This is a genomic window from Sulfitobacter marinus (genome assembly GCF_900116285.1).
GTDB classification, from domain to species: domain Bacteria; phylum Pseudomonadota; class Alphaproteobacteria; order Rhodobacterales; family Rhodobacteraceae; genus Sulfitobacter; species Sulfitobacter marinus.
Genome location: NZ_FPAJ01000006.1, coordinates 37388 through 58055, shown reverse-complemented (window position 1 = coordinate 58055; position 20668 = coordinate 37388). Strand labels below are relative to the sequence as shown.

Genomic DNA, 20668 nt, shown 5'->3' with positions numbered 1-20668 from the left:
GAGGAAACCCCAATGGCATACAATCTGAAAAACCGGCATTTCCTGACGCTGCGCGATTATTCCCCGCGCGAGATTTCGTTCCTGCTCAAGCTTGCCGCCGATCTGAAGGTCGCGAAATACACGGGCACCGAAGTGCCAAAGCTGCAAGGCAAGGATATCGCACTGATCTTTGAAAAGGACAGCACGCGTACCCGTGTCGGGTTTGAGGTCGCTGCCTATGATCAAGGCGCGCGGGTCACGTATCTCGGGCCCACGGGGTCGCATATTGGTCACAAGGAGTCCGTCAAGGATACCGCGCGGGTTCTGGGCCGGATTTACGATGCGATTGAATATCGCGGCTTTGGTCAAGATATTGTCGAACAGTTGGCGCAGTATTCCGGCGTGCCTGTCTACAACGGGCTGACCAACGAATTTCACCCGACGCAAATCCTTGCTGATTTCCTGACGATGCAAGAGCACGTGGAAAAGCCGCTGCACCGCATGGCCTATGCCTTCTTGGGGGATGCGGGCAACAATATGGGTGACAGCCTGCTGATCGGCGGCGCCAAGATGGGCATGGATGTCCGGCTTTGCGCGCCCCAAGCCTGCTGGCCCGACGCAGAGATCATCAAGGAAGCCGAGGCGATTGCCAAGGAGACCGGCGCGTGCGTCATGGTCACCGAAGACGTGGACAGCGCGGTCAAAGATGTCGATTTTATTTATACGGATGTCTGGTTGTCCATGGGCGAGCCCAAGGAAAAATGGGCCGAGCGTATCAAGCTGTTGAAACCCTATCAGGTCACCGCAGAGGTGATGGCCAAAACGGGCAACCCCCGCACCTGTTTCATGCATTGTCTTCCCGCGTTCCATAACACGGAAACCACCGTCGGAGCCGAGATCAAGGACACGTTCGGGGTGGACTGTATGGAAGTGACCGAAGAGGTTTTTGAAAGCGCGGCTTCGATCGTTTTTGATCAGGCGGAAAACCGACTGCACACGATCAAGGCGGTTCTTGTCGCCACCTTGGGGGCCTGATGCTGGTTGTCGCAGCCATTGGTGGAAATGCACTGTTGCAGCGCGGGCAGCCCTTAACGGCTGCTGCACAGCGCGCGAATGTCGCCGTCGCAGCCAAGGCTTTGGCCGAGATCGTGCGCGCCGGCCACCAGTTGATCGTGACCCATGGGAACGGGCCGCAGGTCGGTCTGCTTGCCTTGCAAGCCGCAGCATATAAACCCGACGAAGCCTATCCGCTGGATGTATTGGGTGCCGAAACCGAGGGTATGATCGGCTATCTGATCGAACAAGAGCTGGAAAACGCCCTTGGCCATGATCATGCGGTTGCGACCCTGCTAACCCAAGTGATTGTCGACGGCACCGATCCTGCCTTCCACAGGCCCACCAAATTTGTCGGCCCGACCTATTCCAAGCAAGAGGCCGAGGCACGGGCGAAAGCTGCGGGTTGGACCATCGCGCAAGACGGACAGTATTGGCGCCGGGTGGTGCCGTCGCCCAAACCCATCGAAATTCCCGATATGCGGGTGGTGCGAATGCTGCTGGATCAAGGGGTGATTGTTATTTGCGCGGGCGGTGGTGGCATCCCTGTTTTGCGCCGTCCCGACGATAGTCTGGTCGGTGTTGAGGCGGTGATAGACAAAGACGCCGCCAGTGGGCTTTTGGCTGGGGATATTGGTGCCGATGCGTTGCTGCTGTTGACGGATGTTGATGCAGTTTATGACGGGTTTGGCACTGACGCCGCCACCCGCATCTGGTCTTTGACGCCGGATCAAGGCCGCGCGCTGGATATGCCAAAGGGGTCGATGGGACCGAAACTGAACGCGGCCTGCGACTTTGCCGATCGCGGCGGGATTGCGGGTATCGGTCGGCTGGCGGATGCATTGTCGATCCTGAACCGTACGGCTGGCACGCTTGTTACCCCAGTAGCAGGGGCGAAATAATGACGGCCAGCGCCCAGCCTGAATCCGCGCCCACACCTACCGACGGCCGCATCAGTGCCATTCGGGGCGGTGTTGTTGATGTGGTCTTTGACGGGGCAGTGCCACGTATCCATGATCTGCTGTATGCAGGCGATATTGCATTGGAAGTCGCGGGCCTGATTGGCCATGGCAAAGTGCGCGCCATGGCGATGGCACCTGTGCGCGGGCTTGGCCTTGGTATGACTGTGACAGCCACGGGCGGCCCGATCAAAGTACCCGTCGGCGATGCTGTTTTGGGCCGCATGTTGGATGTGTTTGGCGCACCAATTGACGGGCGCCGCGCCCCCATCGCAACCGAACATCGGGCCATTCACCAGCCGCCCCCGATGCTAAGTGAACGCGCACCGCAGTCAAAGATTTTGGAGACCGGGATCAAGGCCATTGATTTGCTCTCGCCCATTGAAAGGGGCGGCAAGACCGGATTGTTCGGCGGTGCGGGTGTCGGGAAGACCGTGCTGATCACCGAGCTGATCAACAACACAGTGCAGCACCACAAGGGCGTCAGCCTGTTTTGCGGCATTGGTGAGCGGTCGCGCGAAGCCGAGGAGCTTTACCGTGAGATGGGCGAAGCGGGTGTTCGCGATAAAACCGTGATGCTGTTTGGCCAAATGAACGAAGCCCCCGGCGTGCGCTTTCTGGTGGGCCATTCTGCCCTGACGATGGCCGAATATTTCCGCGACGACAAAGGCCAAGACGTGTTGTTGCTGATCGACAATATCTTTCGCTTTGTACAGGCGGGATCAGAGGTATCGGGCCTATTGGGGCGCATGCCGTCGCGCGTGGGGTATCAACCGACATTGGCCACAGAACTGGCCGGACTAGAGGAACGGATCACATCGACCAAGAGCGGCGCGATCACATCTATTCAAGCGGTCTATGTGCCTGCGGATGATTTCACGGATCCCGCTGCGGCGCATATCTTTTCGCATCTTTCCGCCTCGGTGGTGCTGTCGCGCAAGCGCGCGAGCGAGGGACTTTACCCAGCCGTCGATCCACTGGCGTCTGCGTCGGTGATGTTGACGCCGTCGGTTGTGGGGCAGCGCCACTATGACATCGCGCGCGAGGTGCGCCGGACCCTCGCCGAGTATGAAGAACTGCGCGACATCATCGCGATGCTCGGGCTTGAGGAGCTTTCATCGGCTGACCGTGCCACCGTGGGTCGTGCGCGCCGGTTGGAACGGTTCCTGACGCAACCCTTCTTTACCACGGGGACATTCAGCGGCGTAGAGGGCAAGCTTGTCCCGATCGAAGACACCCTGACGGGCTGCGAAACGATCCTGAGCCAAACCGAGTTCGAATTCCCGGAAAGCGCCTATTACATGATCGGCGGGCTGGATGATCTGGGGGCCGCATCATGAGCATGGCACCGGATATGACCGTCACGCTGCGTCTGCCCACGGTGACATTATTCGAAGGGCAGGCGACCCAACTGACCGGAATGGCCCCGAACGGGTCATTTGGTATTTTGCCGAACCATATGGATTTTGTTACCGCGATTGTGCCCTCGGTCATGACCTTGCGCCAGGCCGACGGCACCGAAGAAATCTTTGGTCTGGATGAGGGGCTGCTGGTCAAAAAAGGCCATCAGGTCACCGTCTGTGTCCTGCGCGGGGTGCGCGGCGACGATCTGGGCACGCTTCAAAACACGGTAGAGGCGAGCTTTACCCAATTGGACGAGGACGAGCGTCAGGCGCGGGCAGCCTTGTCACGGCTTGAGGCGGATATGGTCCGCAGATTTGCCGAGCTGCAAAGGCCGCAGCTATGACGTCAAAACCGGATAAGCCCAGCGGTGACATCATTCGTCAGGCCAAGCGGATGAAATCGCACCGCGACAACCCTAGCCCCAGCCCACTGCGTGGCATCGGGACCTTTGGCATGATCGGTTGGTCCATTGTCGTGCCGACGGTAGGTGGTGCATTTCTGGGTTTGTGGCTGGACCGCACCGCTCCGCAAGATTTCTCGTGGACGCTTGCCTTGATCTTGGGCGGCGTTGTGATCGGCGCAATCATCGCCGCCTCGTGGATCAACAAAGAAAGGAATGACGAATGAGTGGTATCGATTGGGCGCCGGTCCTGATGGGCGCGGCAGTTGGACTGGCCTTGAGTACATTGTTCTTTGCCGGATTAGCGATTGGGATGCGGCAGGCACTGCGCCGTGAAAATCCGGTCATGATGCTGGCCCTCAGCGCCGCGATCAGAATTTCTGTGTTGCTTGCGGTGGGGTGGCTGGTGCTGGGGCAGGGCGGGCTGTGGGCCGCGGCTGGCTATGCCTTGGCGTTTCTTCTGGCACGCCTGATTGCCACTACATTTGCACGCATGGGCATTCCCGCACGAGGCACAACATGAACCTGTCGCCCGATGAAACCATCATGTTCGAGGTCTGGGGCCTACCGATCAACGCCACGATTTTCTACACGTGGATCGTGATGGCATTGCTGGTGGTCGCGTCGATGCTGATCACGCGTAACCTGCGCCCCGACGTTCCACCAAACCGCTGGCGCACAACGCTCGAGGTGATCGTGCAAGGCATCCAAAGCCAGATCAACGAGGTCGCGCGGGGATCCTCTCGCTATCTGCTGTATTATGCGGGAACGCTATTCCTTTTTGTAGCCACGTCGAACCTTTTGCTCGTTGTCCCGGGGTTTGAGCCACCGACATCTTCGCTTTCAACGACCACGGGGCTTGCCATCTCGGTTCTGATCGCCGTGCCGCTCTTTGGGATTAGCAGTCGCGGGATAGGCGGCTACCTTAAAACCTATGTGCAGCCATCGTTCATCATGCTGCCATTCAACATCATTTCGGAATTTTCGCGCGGTATATCGCTGGCCATCCGCCTTTACGGCAACATCATGAGCGGGGCCGTGATTGCGGCGATCCTGCTGTCGGTGGCCCCGTTTTTCTTTCCCGTGGTGATGGATGTGCTGGGTCTGCTGACCGGCATGATCCAAGCCTATATCTTTGCGATTTTGGCGACGGTCTACATCTCCAGCGCCACCGCACCTTCTCCGAAGCCTCAAAAGGATATCCCATGACAGAACTTGCCATCATCGCCGCTGTTTCAATTTTCACCGCAGGGCTGACCGTTTCATTCGGCGCAATCGGCCCGGCCTTGGGGGAAGGGCGCGCAGCCGCGACCGCGCTCAATGCGATTGCCCAGCAACCCGATGCGGCACCGACCATTTCGCGGACGCTATTTGTCAGCCTTGCAATGATCGAATCCACGGCGATTTATTGCTTTGTCGTTGCGATGATCTTGATTTTTGCGAACCCGTTTTGGACCGCGGCAGTCGCCGCCTCCCAAGCCACAGGGGGGTAGGGCATGTCCATCGACTGGATCACGGTCCTTGCCCAAATCGCCAACTTTCTGGTGCTTGTATGGCTTTTGAAACGGTTCTTGTATCGTCCGATACTGGACGGCATCGATGCCCGCGAAGCCGAAATTTCCAACAGAATGGGCGAGGCGGTAGAGGCCAAGGACAAGGCCGCCGCCGTCGAGGCCGAGTATCACGAGAAGCTACGCGCTTTGCACGTCTCACAGGCTGAAATGTCTGAAACCATTCGGAAATCGGCAGAAGACCAGCGTGATGCGCTGCTGGCCGATGCTGCGCAGCAGATGCAAGCCGAACGCGAAAACTGGCAGGCCCATCTGGGCGATGAGGCCCAGAAATTCACCGCAGAGCTGCACCGCGCGGGGACAGAAACCTTGTTGTCATTGACGCGCAAGGCGTTGACCGATCTGGCGGATGAAACCCTTGAGGAACGCATGGCCCACCACCTCGCGGGCGAGCTTGGATCCATGGGGGATGACCTGAAGAAAGCCGCTGGCGACGCAACCCAAGCCACAATCGTGAGCCATGATGCTTTGCCAGCCCATGTTCAGGACAGTCTGAAAGCCGAAGTTTCGGCCCTATTTCCCAAAGCCGCCGTTGTGTTTAAAACCGAGCCCGCCCAAGCGCCGGGTCTTATGCTTCGGTTGGGCGGTGCGCAGATTTCCTGGACGCTCGATTCCTACATTGAGGGGCTAGAAAGCCTGATGCAAGATCGCTTGAGCACGGGTGCCGTGTCAAAGGTGACAGCCGATGCGCTTTGATGCCCAAAAGATTGACACAAACCCCGATGCGCTGGTGCGCTCCCTGCTGGCGTGCCCTGCGCCGCGCCCGCGCCTCAGCGAGATTGGTCAGGTTGCCGAAATCACCGACGGCATCGCCATTGTGACGGGGTTAGAGCGGGCCTTGTCCGACGAGCTGTTGCGATTTGAAAGTGGCGCGCAGGGCATCGTGCTGGATCTGGAGCCCGGCCGGCTTGGCGTTGTGCTTTTGGGCCCCTCGGAAGATGTCGGCGTGGGGCAGAACGTGTTTCGCACCCATACCGTGGTCAGCACGAAAGTGGGTCGCGCGCTGTTGGGTCGGGTGGTTGATGCGCTTGGGAACCCCGTCGATGCCAAGGGTGCGATCAAAACCGATACCCTCCGCCCGGTAGAGGCCGAGGCCCCGGAAATCCTGAGCAGAAAGGCGATTACCCGGCCGTTGGCGACGGGGATCAAAGCGGTGGATGCGGCGGTGCCTATCGGACTTGGCCAGCGTCAATTGGTGATAGGGGACCGGCAAACAGGCAAGACATCATTGGCCGTTGATGCGATCCTGAACCAGAAAGACACCGATGTAATCTGCATCTATTGTGCGGTTGGACAGCGCGGCGATGCGGTGGCCAAGGTGATCGGTGCCATCACGGATGGCGACATGCTGGACCGCACTATTATTGTCGCCGCCGGTGATGCAGACGCACCAGGCTTGGCTTATATCGCACCCTATGCGGCGATGACGATGGCCGAATTTTTCGCTGCTCAGGGTCGTGATGTGCTCGTGGTTTTCGATGACCTAACCCATCACGCGCGATCCTACCGCGAATTGTCCCTGTTGCTGCGCCGCCCCCCGGGACGCGAGGCATTTCCCGGCGATATCTTTTATATCCACGCCCGATTATTGGAACGCGCAGGGCAGTTTGCTGACACTATTGGCGGGGGATCTATCACGGTGCTGCCCGTCGTTGAGACGCAGGCCGAAAATCTGTCTGCCTATATCCCGACCAACCTGATTTCGATCACCGACGGGCAAATTTACCTGTCGCCGCGCCTTGTGCGCAAGAACCAGTTCCCTGCAGTTGATCTGGGTGTATCTGTCAGCCGTGTTGGGGGCAAAGCGCAAAGCCGAGCATTCCGTTCTGTGGCGGGCAACCTGCGCGTAACCCTGTCCCAGTTCGAGGAGCTGGAGGATTTCGCCCGCTTTGGCACAAGGCTGGATGACGCGACCCGTGCGCGGCTGGTCCGTGGGGCGGCAGTGCGCGCGTCCCTGCGCCAGGCCGAAGGCGACCCCATACCAGCTGTCGAACAATTGGCGGTGTTGGTCGCCGCAATGGAAGGACAGTTTGATGGTCTGAACGAGGCTGACACCTTTGCCGTGATGGCAGCCATCAGAACCGCCGCGGCCCATGATCTGGGCGAGATTGCCGAACAGATTGCCCGGAACGAGCCCTTCGAAGACGCCGCGCGTACGCGGATGATCGCCCTTGGGAAACAAGCGCGCGCTGCATTGGAAAGCCCCAATGACGCAATCGCTTGAAAGCCTGTCGCGGCGCATCACCAGTATGCAGGGCATTCGCAGCGTCGTGCATACGATGAAATCTTTGTCGGTGATCAATTCTGCGCCCTATGAACAGGCTGCCCGCGCGATAGAGGCCTATCATGAAACGGTTCTGACGGGGCTGCATGCGCTGCTGTCGCAATCTGGCCCGATCCAAACCGCAGGTATAGGGGCCACGGCCCGCATTATCGTGGTGTTCGGGTCTGATCACGGGCTGTGTGGCAATTATAACGAGGCGCTGGCCGAGCATGTGCACACCCATATCGCGGGCGATGCTCAGACTGACACGACCGTGCTGTGCATCGGGGCTCAAATGGAAGGGGCGCTTTCTGACATGGGCGTTGCGGTGCACGAGACGTTCTTGCCGCCCGCCTCTGTTGACGGGATCGGGCGGCTTGCCAATCTTTTAACGCAAAAGCTTGATGACCTTCGCCGCGCCCGCCGCCCCCATGATATATCCGTAACTCTGGCGTATTTCGCGCGCTCGGATCTGGGCGCGCAGGCCCCTAAGGTTGACGCCCTGCTGCCGCTTGATCCCGATCTGGTTCGTGACCTGCAGTCTGCGCCTTGGGTCTCGCGCAGCTTGCCCCATTTTTCGATGGCACCCGAGGATCTGTTCATATGGCTTATTCGCGGGCATCTTTTCGCCTCTCTTTTTCACGCAGCCGCCGAAGCATTGGTGACAGAAAACGCGGCCCGGCTGGCGCTGATGCAACAAGCTGAACAATCTGTAGATGACAAACTGGATGCATTGAAATCCGAGACCCGCGCCCTGCGCCAAAATGAGATCACGACAGAGCTTTTGGACGTGATCATCGGCTTTGAAGCGCTCAAGAAAGAGAGAAGACCGGATCAGGATGTGGATCGCTAATGGCCATCATATGGGTGGCAAAACCGCTTGTTGACGCACCTTACAAATGCGCCGAGTTTCTGGGGCGTGTGGAGCACATAATCGCCGTAGGTCGGATCGAAAAACCACTCTCTCCGTCTGACGCTACATGCGCAGCGACAGCATGTTCGCCTCCCTTAATCTAAAGCGCGGCCACATGCGGCAGGAGAAAACTGCTGTTATCCACCGGTGCCTGATTAACCCTTAGCGAGCATCCATATGCCTGCGACAGCACCGTGTCTGTCATCACATCCTGTGGTGCGCCTGCCGAAAGGATGCCGCCCTGAACCACCATGACCATGTGATCGGCAAACATCGCCGATAGGTTCAGGTCGTGCATCACCGCTACAACCCCACCGCCGCGCGCGGTGTAGTCTTTTAGTAGACGCATGACCATCAGTTGGTGACCGATATCAAGGCTGGCAACGGGTTCATCCAGCAAGAGCCACCGAGGGTTGTTCTCTTGAGTAACAGGGGTCCACACTTGGCACAGAACCCGGGCCAGTTGGACCCGTTGCTGTTCGCCGCCTGACAGCTCTTGGTATAATCTGCGGCTGTACCCTTCCAGCCCGACACGGGCCAGCGCGGTCTCGGGCAGGTGCTCTTGCTGGCCCGAATGACCGCTGAGCAGCCCCATGCGTACGACTTCGATCACGGTAAAGGGAAACGCAAGCGTGGTGGATTGCGGCAGAACCCCCCGAATCGCGGCGAGTTCCCAAGGGCGGACCTGCTCGGCGTCGTCGCCATTGAAACGCACCTCGCCCTCGAAATCGATCTCGTCTGTGATTGCTTTGAGAAGGCTCGATTTACCTGCACCATTGGGGCCAACGATAGCGGTAATCTGCCCGGCGCTCGCACGAAAGGACACGTCTTGAAGGATGGTTTTAGGACCAATCCACGCCCTATCTATATTTGCGGTCAGCATCATAGGTCCACCAACCCGCGGCGGCGCAGCAATATCCACAAGAAAACAGGCGACCCAAGAACAGCCGTAATAATCCCGATCGGCAGCTCGGCAGGGGAAATGATTACCCGGCTGATCATATCTGCAATCAGCAAAAGGCTCGCGCCCAGTAATGCAACATTTATCAGCAATGGCCGGTGATCGGGTCCTGTTGCCAAACGCATCAGATGTGGAACAACGATCCCGATAAAGCCGATGCCACCGGACACCGCAACCGCAGCGCCTGTTGCAGCAGCGACAGTCAGTATCGCGGTATTTTTGACCCGCTGAACTGGGATACCCATATGCGCAGCCGTCGCTTCGCCGAAGGCAAGACCGTTCAGGCCCCGGCCCAGACCTATTGCAACCCCAAGGGCAAGGATAACCACCGGGGCGCTGACCAGAACCTTTTGCCACGTGGCCCCCGCAAGTGACCCAAGGCCCCAAAAGGTCAGATCGCGCAGCTGTGCATCATCGGCCATATAGATCAGGATACCCGACACGGCAGCCGCTAACGCGGCCAAGGCGATACCCGCCAGCAGCATGGTCGCCACTGATGTACGGCCCCGTCTGGTGGAAATCCGGTACAGCAACATTGTCGTCCCCCAACCGCCGATAAAGGCAGCAATCGGTACCAGCCAAAACCCAAGCGCACCCCTAAGCCACAGTGGCAAAAAACCACCCAACACGATCGCGCAAATGGCACCCAAACCGGCACCCGCGCTGACGCCGACCAAGCCCGGGTCGGCAAGGGGGTTGCGAAACAGCCCCTGCAAAACCGCCCCTGACACGGCCAAGGACGCCCCTACACAGATACCCATAATAACCCGCGGTAACCGAATGTCCCATAAAACGATCCGTTCCATTTGGGTCAGCGGTTCGCCGATCACCAGCTTTTGCAGCGCACCCCATAGCGACGTGCCCGACGCGCCAATGGCAAGGCTGATAATACTGATGACCACCAACGCACCGGCCAGCCAGAAATGGGCCAGCCGGGCGGTGGTGCGACGGTCGCGTGGCATCGCGATATCTGCAACCTGTGTCATTCGGTCAGCTGCCGTATAGCGCGGCAGACAGATCAGACACGGCATCCGCAGTCCGCGGACCGAACCCCAAAAGATACAGACCATCCATGCGGATCACTGCGCTTTTTTGACCGGCAGGTGTCAATGCAACCGCGGGCAGCGCCACAAGTTCAGCGACTGTACTATTATGGTCGCCCCCCCGGTCCATCATCAAAATCACGTCCGGTGCGGCTGAGATCACTGCTTCGTCTGTCATAGGTTTGTAGCCTTCAAACCCTGTTGCAGCGTTCTGAGCCCCTGCCATTTCGATCATCGCAGATGCAGCAGTGTTTTGCCCCGACGCCATAATCCGGCCGCCTTGGGTGCTGAGGACAAAGAGCACTTTCTTAGGCGCTTGCCCTGCTTTTTGCTGGGCTGTCTGCACAACCGCATCAAGCTGCGTCTTTAGGTCAGCAGCCAGTTGCGCCGCCTTTTCCGGTTCGCCAATCGCCTGACCGACAACGTTGATCTTGGACGTAATACCCTCGGCGGTGTAATCGTCGGGCACGGTCATGAACGGGATATTCGCCGCCTCAAGCACGTTAATCGTCTCAAGCGGGCCAGCACCATCTTCCGAGATGATCATCTTGGGATCGACAGAAAGCACCCCCTCGGGGGACAGCGCGCGCATATATCCAACATCGGGCAGCGCTTGCGCTTCGGCTGGATAATTTGACGTGGTATCCCGCGCAATCAAACGGTCGCTGGCACCCAGAGCGTAAATAATCTCGGTGATTGAACCGCCGATGGCAACGATGCCATCGGGTTTTTCCTGGGCCGACACCGGCAAAGCCGTTGCAACAAACAGCGCAAAAATTGATGCCCTTAGGGTGAAACCTGATCGACAACACATCATGCTGGCACCTCGGACTTCAGACCTTCAAGGCCTTCCACAAGCTTGCCCCATGCCGGACGGCTGTCACGCCCCTCTTTGCCGACGCCAAAGACTTGAAAGATCAGCCCGCCGTCTTTGTTAAATGCCTCAACCGATACGGCCGGGCCGCGCTGCGTTGGTTTCTCGACAGCCCACACTTCGGCGATGTGATCCAGCCGCAGGTGCAGGTTAAACCGCGGGTCCAGCACGTTTTGCCAAGGTCCCATCGCCTTGAGCGTTTCGATCGGACCGGAGTGGATTTGGATACATCCCCGGTTGCCGGTAAACACCATGATTTCCAGATCGCTGGCCGCGACCTGTTGCAGCATCTGATCGACGGCACCCGGCTCCAACGCGCGCACGAACGGTGCCCCAGCGATGCGATATGCCCCCAAACGGTTCATCTTAAGCTTCGATGTCAGACGCATAAACTGATGCGTGTCGGTCATTCTGGCCCATTCCTTGCGCAGGATATCGACTTTGGACTCGTCCGCCTTTGGCGTCTCGTCTGGCTTGCGCTCCGACACCTCCACGGTTTGCGACTGGTCGTCCAGCTTCAGGTCTTCTTTGGCTTGCGCCCATGCGTTCAAATCGGACCCGTCGCGCAGGAAAATCTTGTGAACCGCATCACCTGCCGCATCAAACACCTGCAGACTGCGCCGTACGCCCGTTTCAATTTCTTTTTCAACCATAAAGGCGTGGCACCAATGGCTGGGGAAAATCCTCAGATCGATGTCATCGTTCAGGATCATCGACGCATGCGGGCCTGAACGGTAGTTATCATACACGCCAACCTTTTCATTTACGCAAGATGGGTTGCGCGTCAGGGCCATCACCTCGCCCAGGGTTTGGGCCGCCCCCATCACCTTGTCGGGGTGTGCATCAATCCGGGTGACCCCTTCACCACAGGACGCGGCGATCAACTGTGCCTCACTTATGTTTAGCTTGTCTGCAACGTCGCGCTCGCGCAGTTTGGCATGCTCGGCGCGGAATTCGCGGATATATGCGGGGGTTACCGCAGCTGTATTGGTCATGATGCACCCTATTGGCTGAAATTTATGGTCAGTTGGCAGGCTGGCATCGTGCACCAAAGCACGGGCTGGCAAAGTCAGAGTGAAACACTGATCTTTATTGTTGACACTTTTAGTCAGCCTTTTTAGTAACCGCAAGAGCGCATTGATCATCGATGCAATTATCACCAAACGCCGCTGCCAGCCCATAGCAAGCATTAGGCCCCCTGAACGCTTGCGAGGCAAAAAATGACCCCGACCAGAAAACGTGCCCTCTTATTGGGTACTACCAGCCTATTGTTTATCACGATCCACACTGCGACGTTGCACGCGCAAGAAGCCGACCAAGGGTTTCTAGGCACGCTGGTTCTGGGCGAAAGTAAACGTAAGGTTCAAACAGATACGGCTGTTGCACAGACAACTGTTGATCAGGATGAGATCGATGACCGCCAAGCCGGCACTGTTGCTCAGCTGATCGATTCTGTGCCGGGCGTCAGCTTGGTGAACGGCTCCACACCTCAGGGGTCTGGCATTAACATTCGGGGCTTTGGTGCCAACAGCACTTATGGGACCGACCACAAAGTCGCGGTTCAGATTGATGGCGCAGATGTCGGTGCGGAAGAACTCTACCGGATCGGGACGCAGTTGTTTACGGACCCCTTCTTGTACAAGAACGTTAGCGTCATCCGCGGCACCGTGGGCAGCTTTGAATACGGCTCCGGCATTGTTGGTGGCGTGGTTCGGCTGGAAACCAAAGACGCCTCTGACCTGACGGGCGGCGAGCTGGGATATGTCCTGGGACAAACGCTTGAGTTTTCGAGCAACGGCGATGGCCTGACGTCCTCGAGCGTGCTGGCATGGCAGCCATCCCAGGATATGGAGTTCATGCTGAATTACACATGGCGTGATCAAGATAACCAGAAAGACGGTGATGGTGACGATATCGGCAATAGCGCCTTTACCCTGCCGTCCGGTTTGCTCAAGGCAAAATACACCTTTGGTGAGAATCGCGATCAATCGCTGACGTTCAGTTTGACCAACACCACATCCAGCGAACGCGATGCGCCCTATGACAGCTTTACGACCACAACGGATTCCTTTGGTAACGTTGATCGTGACATCACATCACGCGCTGCAACACTGACCTATAACTTTAACCCCGAAGATAATAATTTGATCGATCTGGACGTGCAGCTTAGCTATGCCGATCAACAAATCGATCAGACCTACATTTCGGGCAGTTCATCGCTTGAGGGCACCTCGCAAGCAGCCAGCCTATTGGCGCTGACCAATGCGGACCACCGCTATCAGACCACCAAACTGTCATTTAAAAACACCAGCCTGTTTGACACCGATGCGATCAGCCATGAATTGCGCAGCGGTCTTGAGCTGATCCGCAAGGAGCGGCTTGACGCGAATTCGGCACCCGGCGGTGTCGACGACCGAGTTGCGCTTTACGTTGTTGATGACATGCAAATTGGCAACGCTTGGACAATCACGCCAGCGTTGCGCTATGAGACCTCTGAAATCACCGGGTCCACTGCTCCCAATAATGGCGTTTATAACAATGAAGCACTGATGGGTGGTCTGTCTCTGCGCTACGCTTTTGACAACGGTTTTGCCGTCTTCGGTAGCGGTGCGTATACTGAATCGCTTCCTATCGTGGACGACCTCAACAACGCGACATATATGACAATGTCCGAAAAGGCGAAAACCTTCGAAATCGGCGCCTCCTATGACGGAAACGATCTGTTCCGCAGCGGTGACAGCTTCGCGATCAAGGCCAATCTTTACAGAACCAAACTTTACGATGTGACATCCTATACGACTGGCGTCGGCCGTCCTGCGCCGGCCCTAGAGGGCGTCGATACAGAAGGTCTAGAGCTTGAGGCCTCTTACGCGATGGAAAGCGGTCTGTACCTTGATTTGAATGCCAACATCACGGACGGCACACAGATCGCCCCCGGTGGTGTCGAAACTGACTGGAAATTTACAGCAGCTGATTCATTGCGCTTCACTGTGGGTAAAAAATTCGGCGAAGAGCTGGACCTGAGCTGGGAAATGGTTGCCAACGCATCAATCGATATCAACGGCACCGAAACAACGGGCTTTGGCGTTCACAACTTGCGCGCCACCTATATCCCTCAGCAAGGTGTGTTGAAAGACACGCAAATCCGTGTCGGTTTGGAAAACCTGTTTGACCGCGATTACACGCCGCATCAGTCGACGCGCGCCGCACCGGGCCGCAACCTCAAGCTGACGTTGTCGCGTACATTCTAAGACAAACGGGGCAGACTGCGCATTCTGCATGGTCTGCCCCTAAAGAATCTGCTGGGCTTGATTGGTGGCTTTAGCAGACGGCGGGGTGCCCATTCTCTCGGGTGGGTGCCTCGTTAACGTTACTTCTCTGCACAACTGAAGCTCTACTTAGGCGCGTGCCCTACATCCCGGGCAGCCAGAGGGCCAGTTGCGGAAACAGGATCAACAGCGCCACCAGCAGCATCGAGCAACCCATATAGGGAAATGCTGACAGATAGATCTCGCGCATGGTCGTGTCTTTGGGGGCCACCCCCTTCATGACGAACAGCAGCAACCCAAAAGGCGGGGTGGTAAAGCTGATCTCGAGCGCGAGCAGGATGATCAAACCGAACCAGATCGGATCAAAGCCAAGGCTTGCTGCCAAAGGAAAGAAGATCGGCACGGTCAAGAGCATCATCGAAATCTGCTCCATGAACATGCCTAGCAACAGCAACACGCCGAACATGACCAACAGCATCGCAACAGGTGCCAGATCAAACGACGTCGCCCAGCGGATCAAACCCGATGACGCGCCCGAAAAGGCCAACAATTGACTGAATGTGGCGGAGCCGAACACGATCAGATAGGCCATCAGGGTGACGCGCAATGCGCCCACGACGGATTTTTTCATCGCTTCCCAGCTTAGGCAACGGAACAGAACGGCAAGGATCAGCACGCCAAGCGCGCCGAATGCCGCCGCCTCGGACGGGGTGATCAGACCGCCGACCATACCAATTACGATCAGGACCATGACCGACAGCATCGGCATCACATCCCCGAACAGCAGCCGCATCTTTTGACCCCAGCTTAGCGTCTCGACATCATAGGCGGGCGCGGCCGACGGGTCGATCTTGGTCTGGATGTAAATCGTCGCGATATAAAAGCTGGCAAGGATCAAACCGGGGATGATCCCCGCAATCAACAAGGCACCCACATCGATCCGCGCCAGTGTCGCCAGCAGCACGGCCAAGGCCGATGGCGGGATGATGATAGCCAGACCGCCCGTGCCGAGGATCGGCCCGATCGACATGTGTTTCTTGTAGCCGCGCGTTGTCATCTCGGGCACCATCAGACTGCCCAGCAACGCCGTTGATCCCATCGATGACCCTGACAATGTTGAAAACGCAGTACCACCGAGAACGGTGACATAGGATAAGCGGCCCGGCAATTTACCTAACAACCGGTCAATCGCGTTGAACATCCGCGCCCCAAGACCGGTGTGAAAGAAAATTTCACCCATCAGCAAAAACAGCGGGATCGGGACAAGCGCATAGTTCGTCAGCCCGCCAAAACCGTTGTTCAGCAATAGGGTAATGCCCTTGGCACCGCCCATAAAGAACCACGCCCCCAGAATATTGGCGGCCAAAAAGGCCAGCGCCACCGGCATTCCAATCGCCATCAAAACAAGGATCGAGCCCAGCAAAAGGGCCAGCGATTCAAACCATTCCATTATTCGTGTATCCCTGCTTCGCCGGAATGCATCAGGTTGTCGCCAAAAACAAAACGGGAAAATTCAATTGCCATCAGGCCAAAGCTGACCGGAAAGGCGATGGTGAGTATCCATTTGGGGAAATAATACGCGCGTACATCCAGATCGTTGCGCGTGATATTTCCCAAGAGCAGCTCGGCCCCTTTCCACGCAAGGATCAGCGACACCAACACGCAAAGCAGGGCCACCAAGCGGCTGACTACCCTCCGCATTCCTATGGGCAATGCCGCCGTCACCAGTTCGATATGCACATGGCCCTTTTCGCGCACCAGCCAAGGGGCACCCAGCATGGTCATGTAAAGGATCGCATATTCAGACGATGTGAACAGCCACGCAAAGGGCTGTAGCCCGCTGTTGCGCATTACGACGGACATGATCACGGAAATCATCAGCCAAACCAGCATGACCCCGGCAATACCCGCCATCGCATAGAGGAACCCCCGATATAATTTGCCGACCGTTTCCATATGCTGCCCCTCGTTCACAAAAATGCGGCGCGCCAGATATCCGGCGCGCCGTCTAGGGTTCTACTATTTATAGAAAAGCTCGATCAGCTTATCATAGTTACCATCACCCTGTGGACTTTCGGCCATCAGGCCTTTCATGCGATCCCAGGTCTTTTGCGTCGCAGCCGCCAGATAGGCGTCAGCAGCATCACCTTCCAAGGTGACAACCTTCATGCCCGCCGCTTCCAGCTTGGCAAAGTCTTCGTCACGCACTGCACCCAGCTTCTCGGAGCTTTCGGCCTCATGCGCGATTGCGACATCCTGAACGATTGTGCGGGCTTCTTCGGACAGCGAATTCCACTTTTCCAGATTCACAACTGTGCCCAAGTCGGTCGAGAAAAAGCACGGCTCGATCCGGTAGTTCAGGAACTCGTTCCATTTCAGATCGATCAGGCCAATCTGGGTCCAGCCCGTCGCATCAACCACACCACGTTCAAGCGCTGAATAAACCTCGGTCGTGGGCAAATCGATAACCTGCGCGCCAAGGTAATCGGTGAAGAACGCATTATAAACGGCGTTGCCGCGCAGTTTCAGGCCCGACACATCAAGGTTGCCGCCATCGTCCAGCGTTGGCTCATTGCGGGTCCATAGGTTGTAGCAAACACCTGAATCGAACCAGCCCAGATATTTCAGGCCCATCTTCTCTTGATGGATCTGGTCGATCAATTCGATACCGCCATTGGCGCGGGTCTCGGCTGCGGTCATGTTTGACGTCACCAGCGCGTCTTTTTCTGGCAATGCGCCCGCGTAAAAACTGCCCGGTGTGTACACCATATCAACGACGCCATCGCGCACCGCGTCAGGCTGTTGGAACATGCCGATGGCCTCTGGCCCGCCGCGCACTTCGATCTGAACCACGCCTTCGCCGGCTGCATTTACCTTGTCGACAAACTCAAGAAACGACTTGGTATAGATCAGTGATTCAGGGAAGGCGTGAACGGCTGTAATGGTTTCTTGGGCAAAGGCCGTCGATGTCAGCGCCGTGGTGGCAAGAATGCCGCCGAAAATTGTATGTTTCATAGTTTCGTTACTCCCAGTTGGTTGGGTTCCTTTGTGGACCCCTTTTGATTTTTGTCTCCGGCCACTGTGCGGCGCGAAAACGTCTTAAGGTGCGGGCAAAGCCCACGGGTGCGCCGCAAATCGTGCGGTGCGAAACTTGGTAATCTGATCGCTGTGCTGGGCCGTCAGATCGATATCATCCCAGCCATTCACCAGCTTTTGCTGCCATGCCGGATCCAGATCAAAAGACAGCTGCTGCCCGCCGATCACCGCGGTGCCGGTGTTCAAATCAACGGTCGCTGGCGCGTCCTTCTGGCCCATCTGATCAATCAGCGTTTCGACTTCATCTTCGGTCAGGCGGGCAGGGAGCAAACCGTTGTTCACCGCATTGCTGGCGAATATATCGCCAAAGCTAGGGGCAAAGACGGCTTTGATCCCGAAATCCACCAACGCATAAACAGCCGCCTCGCGGCTGGAACCACTGCCAAAGTTGCGGCGCGTGACCAGCACATCGGCGCGCTTGTATCTATTGAGCACATGATCCGCCTGATCCTGCTGGGCGTCATGCAACAAGAACCGGCCATACCCTTCACTGCGCGGTGCCGACATGAACCGCGCGGCAATCAGTTGATCGGTATCGATATTGGCCTGCGGCAGTGCCACGGCGCGGCCTGTTATTGTGGTCCAACCGCTCATGATCGCCCCTCCAATAGGGGGCGCACATCGGCGAGGTGCCCGGAAACAGCTGCGGCGGCGACCATAGCGGGGCTCATCAAATGGGTGCGCGCGCCGCGCCCTTGGCGCCCCTTGAAGTTCCGATTCGTGGACGACGCGCAACGTTTGCCTGCATCGACACGGTCGCCGTTCATGCCGACGCACATGGAACAGCCTGAATCGGCCCATTCCAACCCGGCCTCTGTAAAAATCTGCGCCAGTCCTTCGGCCTCGGCCTGTTTCTTGACCCTGGCCGATCCGGGCGACACCAGACCTGGCACCTTGGTCTTGCGCCCCGCCAACACCTTGGCCGCCAGTCGCAAATCCTCGATCCGGCCATTGGTGCAAGATCCAATAAACACCTCATCGACGGCTACATCCTTTAGCGGCATACCGGCGATCAACCCCATATAGTCTAACGCCGCGCGCGCCTGTCCCTGCTTGGCCGGGCCAAGTTGATCAGGGTCGGGGACATGGCCGGTAATGGGCAGCGCATCCTCGGGCGATGTGCCCCATGTCACAGTGGGCGAGACATCCGCTGCGTCGAAGGACACCTCTTGGTCAAATGCGGCCCCTGCATCTGTTTTAAGCTGGGTCCAATATTCAACCGCCTGATCCCACGCTGGCCCTTTGGGGGCAAAGTTACGGCCTTTCAAATACTCGAACGTCACCTGATCCGGCGCGACCAACCCCAGACGGGCACCGCCTTCGATGCTCAGGTTGCACAGGGTCAGCCGACCCTCCATGCTCAGTGCCTCGACGGCGGGACCGGCATATTCAATCGCATGCCCGCGCGCGCCATCGGCCCCCAGCTTGGCAATCCAATGCAGCGCCATATCCTTGGCCGACACCCCCACACCCAAGACACCATCAAAGGTAATACGCATGGTCTTGGGACGTTTTTGCCAGATCGTTTGGGTGGCAAGAATATGCGCCACTTCGGTTGCGCCCACACCAAAGGCAAGTGCCCCAAACGCCCCATGGGTTGATGTATGGCTATCGCCGCAATTGATCAGCAAACCGGGCAAGGTCAGACCCTGCTCCGGCCCGATCACATGCACGATCCCCTGGCCCGGGTCGCGCAGATCGAACAAACGAACGCCATGCGCCTTGGCATTGCGGCCCAACGTGTCGATCATCCGCCGGATATCCGGTGCCACATCCCCCGCACGCGTCGGCGCATAATGGTCAACCACGCCGAACGTCAGCTCAGGGAACGCGACTTTCTTGCCGCGGCTGTCCAGCTTGGCAAAAGCGTGATGCGATCCTTCGTGTACAAAATGCCGGTCCACCCAAAGCAATGAAGTCCCGTCTTCGCGCTGCATGATTTCATGCGCCGCCCAGAGCTTGGCCAACAAGGTTTGGGCCGTGGTCATTCCGCCGCCTCTTTACGGGCCGGCTTGATTACCGGTTCCCAGTGGCGAGCCTTGCCGTCGCCGACGCGGGTCAAATCCATCTCAAGCTTGAACATGTCAGGGCGGTAAAGCGCTGACAGGTATTCAACCCCACGCCCTTCGGCGTCTTTGACAACGCGGTCGAGCGACAACAAAGGCGCACCAACGCTTAGACCCAGCACATCCGCCACATCTGGCGAGGCGAGCGTCGCACTGACCGTCTGATGCGCGGCATCTACCTTGACGCCGGACCGCTCTAACAAGCGAAACAGCGGTGTCGTGGCCAGCTCAGCCTCGGTATAGTTTTGGGCGATTTCCTCGGGCACCCATGTGGTGAGGTGGGAAAACGGCTCCCCCTCGACCAGACGCAGGCGCACAGCGGCCTGCACACGCGATTGTGCCGTTAACCCCAACGCGGTCGCAACCCCGCCCGGTGCACCGCCATAGCTGAACGACAACAGCCGCGCGGTCGTGTTTTGACCCATCTCGACCAGTTGTGGCATCAGCGCGTTAAAGTCCGCCGCCATCGATGGAAATGCTTTTGGCGCACGCACCGTTGTGCCCGACCCTGCGCGCCGCTCAATCAGGCCGTCGTTTTCCAAGGCATCCAATGCACGGCGCACGGTGACCCGCGACACGTCCAGCGTGACCGCCAGCTTTTGCTCTCCGGGCAATAGCGCACCAGCGGGGTAAATGCCGCGCGCAATCTCTTCGTGAAGATGCAAGTATACTCGCCGCGCCTTGCCCCCCTCAGGCAGCCCCCTGCGTTTCAAAGATGTGATTCCATGCGCCATTACGACCCTTTCAATTCAGTTCAACCCTAGCGGCGGATTTTTTAAACGCAAGAAATCTATCTTATAAAACGCAAAATATTTGA

The 20668-nt window shown here is 57.7% G+C and carries 22 protein-coding genes; 12 read left to right on the top strand and 10 right to left on the bottom strand.

Going from position 1 to position 20668, the window contains the following annotated elements; all coding sequences use genetic code 11:
- The first annotated feature begins 12 nt into the window (after positions 1 to 12).
- Genes argF through BM347_RS15285 form a run of 11 tightly spaced genes read left to right on the top strand, consistent with a single transcriptional unit; the run spans position 13 to position 8482 of the window.
- Entirely contained in the window at positions 13 to 1014 is a 1002-nt protein-coding gene (argF, locus tag BM347_RS15335; RefSeq protein WP_093917381.1) for an ornithine carbamoyltransferase, read from the top strand.
- Entirely contained in the window at positions 1014 to 1934 is a 921-nt protein-coding gene (gene arcC / locus BM347_RS15330; RefSeq protein WP_093917380.1) for a carbamate kinase, read from the top strand. The genes argF and arcC overlap by 1 nt, the downstream gene beginning before the upstream one ends.
- Positions 1934 to 3331 carry a F0F1 ATP synthase subunit beta gene (gene atpD, locus BM347_RS15325; protein ID WP_093917379.1) on the top strand — a complete coding sequence of 466 codons (1398 nt, stop codon included), beginning with the start codon at positions 1934 to 1936 and terminating at the stop codon, positions 3329 to 3331. The genes arcC and atpD overlap by 1 nt, the downstream gene beginning before the upstream one ends.
- Positions 3328 to 3738: an ATPase gene (locus tag BM347_RS15320; RefSeq protein WP_093917378.1), complete on the top strand. Its 411-nt coding sequence runs from the start codon at positions 3328 to 3330 to the stop codon at positions 3736 to 3738. The genes atpD and BM347_RS15320 overlap by 4 nt, the downstream gene beginning before the upstream one ends.
- Positions 3735 to 4022, top strand: a complete 288-nt coding sequence (locus BM347_RS15315) for an AtpZ/AtpI family protein (RefSeq protein ID WP_093917377.1) — start codon at positions 3735 to 3737, stop codon at positions 4020 to 4022. Before BM347_RS15320 ends, BM347_RS15315 begins: the two co-directional genes overlap by 4 nt.
- Entirely contained in the window at positions 4019 to 4318 is a 300-nt protein-coding gene (locus BM347_RS15310; RefSeq protein ID WP_093917376.1) for an N-ATPase subunit AtpR, read from the top strand. The genes BM347_RS15315 and BM347_RS15310 overlap by 4 nt, the downstream gene beginning before the upstream one ends.
- Entirely contained in the window at positions 4315 to 5004 is a 690-nt protein-coding gene (locus BM347_RS15305) for a F0F1 ATP synthase subunit A (RefSeq protein ID WP_093917375.1), read from the top strand. Before BM347_RS15310 ends, BM347_RS15305 begins: the two co-directional genes overlap by 4 nt.
- Entirely contained in the window at positions 5001 to 5288 is a 288-nt protein-coding gene (locus BM347_RS15300) for a F0F1 ATP synthase subunit C (RefSeq protein ID WP_093917374.1), read from the top strand. The genes BM347_RS15305 and BM347_RS15300 overlap by 4 nt, the downstream gene beginning before the upstream one ends.
- A gap of 3 nt (positions 5289 to 5291) precedes the next feature.
- Complete coding sequence (locus BM347_RS15295) at positions 5292 to 6062, top strand: F0F1 ATP synthase subunit B family protein (protein WP_093917373.1); 771 nt, start codon at positions 5292 to 5294, stop codon at positions 6060 to 6062.
- On the top strand, positions 6052 to 7590 hold the full coding sequence (locus BM347_RS15290) for a F0F1 ATP synthase subunit alpha (protein WP_093917372.1): 1539 nt from the start codon (positions 6052 to 6054) through the stop codon (positions 7588 to 7590). Before BM347_RS15295 ends, BM347_RS15290 begins: the two co-directional genes overlap by 11 nt.
- A complete protein-coding gene (locus tag BM347_RS15285) occupies positions 7574 to 8482 on the top strand; it encodes a F0F1 ATP synthase subunit gamma (RefSeq protein WP_093917371.1) in 909 nt (302 codons plus the stop codon). The genes BM347_RS15290 and BM347_RS15285 overlap by 17 nt, the downstream gene beginning before the upstream one ends.
- Positions 8483 to 8642: 160 nt before the next feature.
- Here BM347_RS15285 and BM347_RS15280 read toward each other — a convergent pair whose 3' ends face one another.
- Genes BM347_RS15280 through BM347_RS15265 form a run of 4 tightly spaced genes read right to left on the bottom strand, consistent with a single transcriptional unit; the run spans position 8643 to position 12415 of the window.
- Complete coding sequence (locus tag BM347_RS15280) at positions 8643 to 9428, bottom strand: heme ABC transporter ATP-binding protein (protein ID WP_093917370.1); 786 nt, start codon at positions 9426 to 9428, stop codon at positions 8643 to 8645.
- Positions 9425 to 10489, bottom strand: a complete 1065-nt coding sequence (locus tag BM347_RS15275) for a FecCD family ABC transporter permease (protein ID WP_175498600.1) — start codon at positions 10487 to 10489, stop codon at positions 9425 to 9427. The genes BM347_RS15280 and BM347_RS15275 overlap by 4 nt, the downstream gene beginning before the upstream one ends.
- A 4-nt stretch (positions 10490 to 10493) precedes the next feature.
- On the bottom strand, positions 10494 to 11360 hold the full coding sequence (locus tag BM347_RS15270) for a heme/hemin ABC transporter substrate-binding protein (protein WP_093917369.1): 867 nt from the start codon (positions 11358 to 11360) through the stop codon (positions 10494 to 10496).
- Positions 11360 to 12415 (bottom strand): hemin-degrading factor, encoded by a 1056-nt coding sequence (locus tag BM347_RS15265; protein WP_093917474.1) that lies wholly within the window; start codon positions 12413 to 12415, stop codon positions 11360 to 11362. The genes BM347_RS15270 and BM347_RS15265 overlap by 1 nt, the downstream gene beginning before the upstream one ends.
- A gap of 225 nt (positions 12416 to 12640) precedes the next feature.
- On the opposite strand from BM347_RS15265, the gene BM347_RS15260 reads away from it, so the two are divergent.
- Entirely contained in the window at positions 12641 to 14671 is a 2031-nt protein-coding gene (locus BM347_RS15260) for a TonB-dependent receptor domain-containing protein (RefSeq protein WP_093917368.1), read from the top strand.
- A gap of 160 nt (positions 14672 to 14831) precedes the next feature.
- On the opposite strand, the gene BM347_RS15255 is transcribed toward BM347_RS15260, so the two are convergent.
- The 6 genes from BM347_RS15255 to BM347_RS15230 all read right to left on the bottom strand — a co-directional run bounded on the left by BM347_RS15255 (position 14832) and on the right by BM347_RS15230 (position 20585).
- A complete protein-coding gene (locus tag BM347_RS15255; RefSeq protein WP_093917367.1) occupies positions 14832 to 16139 on the bottom strand; it encodes a TRAP transporter large permease in 1308 nt (435 codons plus the stop codon).
- Positions 16139 to 16645: a TRAP transporter small permease gene (locus BM347_RS15250; RefSeq protein WP_093917366.1), complete on the bottom strand. Its 507-nt coding sequence runs from the start codon at positions 16643 to 16645 to the stop codon at positions 16139 to 16141. Before BM347_RS15250 ends, BM347_RS15255 begins: the two co-directional genes overlap by 1 nt.
- 63 nt (positions 16646 to 16708) lie before the next feature.
- On the bottom strand, positions 16709 to 17704 hold the full coding sequence (dctP, locus tag BM347_RS15245; RefSeq protein ID WP_093917365.1) for a TRAP transporter substrate-binding protein DctP: 996 nt from the start codon (positions 17702 to 17704) through the stop codon (positions 16709 to 16711).
- An 84-nt stretch (positions 17705 to 17788) separates the two neighbouring features.
- On the bottom strand, positions 17789 to 18379 hold the full coding sequence (gene leuD, locus BM347_RS15240) for a 3-isopropylmalate dehydratase small subunit (protein ID WP_093917364.1): 591 nt from the start codon (positions 18377 to 18379) through the stop codon (positions 17789 to 17791).
- Positions 18376 to 19773, bottom strand: coding sequence for a 3-isopropylmalate dehydratase large subunit (gene leuC / locus BM347_RS15235; RefSeq protein WP_093917363.1), 1398 nt, complete (start codon positions 19771 to 19773; stop codon positions 18376 to 18378). The genes leuD and leuC overlap by 4 nt, the downstream gene beginning before the upstream one ends.
- Complete coding sequence (locus BM347_RS15230; protein ID WP_093917362.1) at positions 19770 to 20585, bottom strand: GntR family transcriptional regulator; 816 nt, start codon at positions 20583 to 20585, stop codon at positions 19770 to 19772. The genes leuC and BM347_RS15230 overlap by 4 nt, the downstream gene beginning before the upstream one ends.
- Positions 20586 to 20668 lie beyond the last annotated feature (83 nt).